Below are 2766 nucleotides of genomic sequence, written 5' to 3'. Positions count from 1 at the left end.
AACTCACCGGAGTGAGTCGGGGTATCAACATATCTGGCGTTGACTTTTGGCACGCTGTTGAGTTCTCAAGGAACGGACGCTTCCTTTGTACTCACCCGCAGAACATTGTCTGGGGCTTTCCTCCGGGCGCTTCCCTTCGGTGTTTCTTCTGTTCTTGCGTTTCCAACTCTACCAGATCCGTTTTCCGTTCCGTTCCCGGTTCGGATTTCATTTCCGGTGGCCGTTGGGGGCCTTTGCCTTTCGGCTGATCCGACTTTATCAGAAGTTTTCGGCCGGTCTTACCGGCTGATTTTCCGAAGTGATCGGGGGTGGCTTCTCGCTCAATGAGATTTGAGAAGCAGGCAGATATTAACTGCCGCCACTGGACCTTGTCCAGCTCTAGGCAACTGTTCGAATCTACCTCCCCGGGTCTGCCGTGTCAACGGTTTTTCCGGGGCGAGAAGGACAGTAGCAGCTCAGAGGGGCCTGACGCACATCAGGCCGCGACGGGGGCCGAGGCACTTCGGTCGGTCGGGTCCAGATCGCCCGTGGCACCCGCGCGTGCGGCTCGCCCGCCCAGTACGTAGACGTACGTGAGGAAGGCCAGTTCGGCGGCGACTCCGATGGTGATGCGGGCCCAGGTCGGCAGGCCCGACGGTGTCACGAAGCCTTCGATGGCACCCGAGATGAAGAGGATCAGCGCCAAGCCGATCGCCATGCCCAGGGCCGCGCGGCCCTCCTCCGCGAGGGCGGTGCGGCGGCTGCGCATGCCGGGGTCGATGAGTGTCCAGCCCAGGCGCAGACCTGTGCCCGCGGCCACGAAGACAGCGGTCAGTTCCAGGAGGCCGTGCGGCAGGACCAGACCGAGGAATGTATCGAGTCGGCCTGCCGACGACATCAGACCCGCGCCGACCCCGAGATTGAGCATGTTCTGGAAGAGGATCCACAGGACCGGGAAGCACAGGAAGGCGCCCAGAACGAGGCACATGGCGGCGGCCTGGGCGTTGTTCGTCCAGACCTGCGCCGCGAAGGAGGCCGCGGGGTGGCTTGAGTAGTACGTCTCGTACTCACCCCCGGGGCGGGTGAGCCGACGCAGTTCGTCGGGGGCCGCGATCGACGCCCGCACTTCGGGATGAGTGGCGACCCACCAGCCGATGACCACCGCCAGGACCGTCGAGAGCAATGCGGTGGGCACCCACCAGCGGCGGGAACGGTAGACCGCCGCAGGAAAGCCGTGGGTCAGGAAGTCCGTCACGTCACGCCAGGAGGCGCGGCGCGTGCCCGTCACAGCGCTACGCGCGCGTGCCACCAGATTCGTCAGACGGCCGGTGAGTTGTGGATCGGGTGCGCTGGACTGGATCAGGGAGACGTGAGTGGCGGTGCGTTGGTAAAGGGCGACGAGTTCGTCGGCCTCTGCTCCGGAAAGCCTGCGTTGGCGGCGCAGCAAAGCGTCCAGGCGGTCCCACTCGGCTCGGTGGGCGGTCACGAAGACGTCGAGGTCCATCGGGTGGCTGCTCCTCGTACTGCGGCGCGTGATGGCCCAGCTTGGCAGACTGGTCAGTCCTACGGCAGGGCGGGGAAGGGCGGCGGTCTTGAGTGACCTTGTGACGGGTGAGGCGGTGGCGCTGGAGCTGCGCCCCGCGAAACTGCCCAGCCGGGCGTTGGCCCTGGTGATCGATCTGGTTCTGGCCTGGGCGGTCTATTTGGGCGTGACCATAGGGGTCGTCGCTTCGACCGCTTCGCTGGACGACGCGGCGGCCGCCGCGATCGCGGTCGCCAGTTTCCTGCTCATTCTCGTCGGCATTCCCATCGCCGTGGAGACGCTCAGCCACGGGCGGTCGCTCGGGAAACTGGCGTGTGGGCTGCGTGTGGTGCGGGACGACGGCGGGCCGATCCGATTCCGGCACGCCCTGGTACGCGGGGCCATGGGAGTCGTCGAGATCCTGATGACGTTCGGGGTCGTCGCGTGCGTCGCGTCGCTGGTGTCGGCGCGGGGGCGGCGGCTCGGGGATGTCTTCGCGGGCACGTTGGTCGTGCGGGAGCGGGTTCCCTCGGGGCGGGCGGCCTTCGTTCCCCCGCCGCCGCCCTGGCTTGCGGGCCGGTTCGCCGGGGCCGATCTGTCCGGCGTCCCCGAGGAACTGTGGCTGTCGATCCGGCAGTACCTGACGCGCATGGGGCAGCTCGACCCGCAGGTGGGCTGGGCCATGGCGGAGCGGCTCGCGGGAGAACTGGCCGCTCGGACGGGGACTCCCGTGCCGCCGGAGGTCCCGCCTGCGGCGTTTCTGGCGGCCGTCGTGCATGAGCGGCAAACGCGGGACGCTCAGCGGGCCTTTGGCGGGCCGAACGGGTTCCCGGGAGGCACCGCCGCTTCCGCTGCGGGCAGCGATCACGTCAGTGGTGCGGGGCCGTCCTCGTGGTCCGCGCCTGTTCACCGCTCCGAGCAACGCTCCCCCGCTGCGAGCCCGGCTGTCCCGCAAGGCGAGGAGAACGCCCGGCCAGCGCCCCCCGCCACGGGGTTCGTGCCGCCTGCCTAGACGTCCGGGCCGTCCGGACGGAGCGTGCGTCAGGCGAAAGTGGACGGCGGGGTTTCGAGATGTTCGAGCTCGATGCCGGGGGCCGCGACGACCACGTCGCCTGCGATGTGGACGGCGTGCTGTTCACCGGTGTCCAGGGCTGTGACCTGGTATTCGTCCACGGTCAGGGGGCCGTTGTCAGTGGCGTGTGCTTCGCTCTTCACCAAGGCCCAGGACTGGTCGAGGGTGCGGGGGGCGAGGACCGGGTCCGTGA

The 2766-nt window shown here is 67.9% G+C and carries 2 protein-coding genes and 1 pseudogene; 1 reads left to right on the top strand and 2 read right to left on the bottom strand.

Translation table 11 applies throughout. The annotated features are described in order from the left end of the window. Nucleotides 1-475 precede the first annotated feature (475 nt). The gene (locus AB8Z36_RS36220; protein WP_369217639.1) at nucleotides 476-1483 is read right to left on the bottom strand and encodes a stage II sporulation protein M; all 1008 of its coding nucleotides are present in this window, start codon (nucleotides 1481-1483) and stop codon (nucleotides 476-478) included. 88 nt (nucleotides 1484-1571) lie between these two features. Between AB8Z36_RS36220 and AB8Z36_RS36215 the strand changes: the two genes are divergently transcribed. Beyond that, a complete protein-coding gene (locus AB8Z36_RS36215) occupies nucleotides 1572-2513 on the top strand; it encodes an RDD family protein (protein WP_369217638.1) in 942 nt (313 codons plus the stop codon). A 29-nt stretch (nucleotides 2514-2542) separates the two neighbouring features. On the opposite strand, the pseudogene AB8Z36_RS36210 reads toward AB8Z36_RS36215, so the two are convergent. After that, nucleotides 2543-2766, bottom strand: a pseudogene (locus tag AB8Z36_RS36210) (hypothetical protein); the annotation flags it as partial.

Source organism: Streptomyces flavofungini, assembly GCF_041028215.1.
GTDB lineage: Bacteria > Actinomycetota > Actinomycetes > Streptomycetales > Streptomycetaceae > Streptomyces > Streptomyces flavofungini_B.
This window is presented reverse-complemented; position numbering and strand designations above follow the sequence as displayed.

Bases quoted from the DNA above. Each gene is read 5' to 3' on its own strand.
- AB8Z36_RS36220 (WP_369217639.1), bottom strand. From the start codon at position 1,483: ATGGACCTCGACGTCTTCGTGACCGCCCACCGAGCCGAGTGGGACCGC.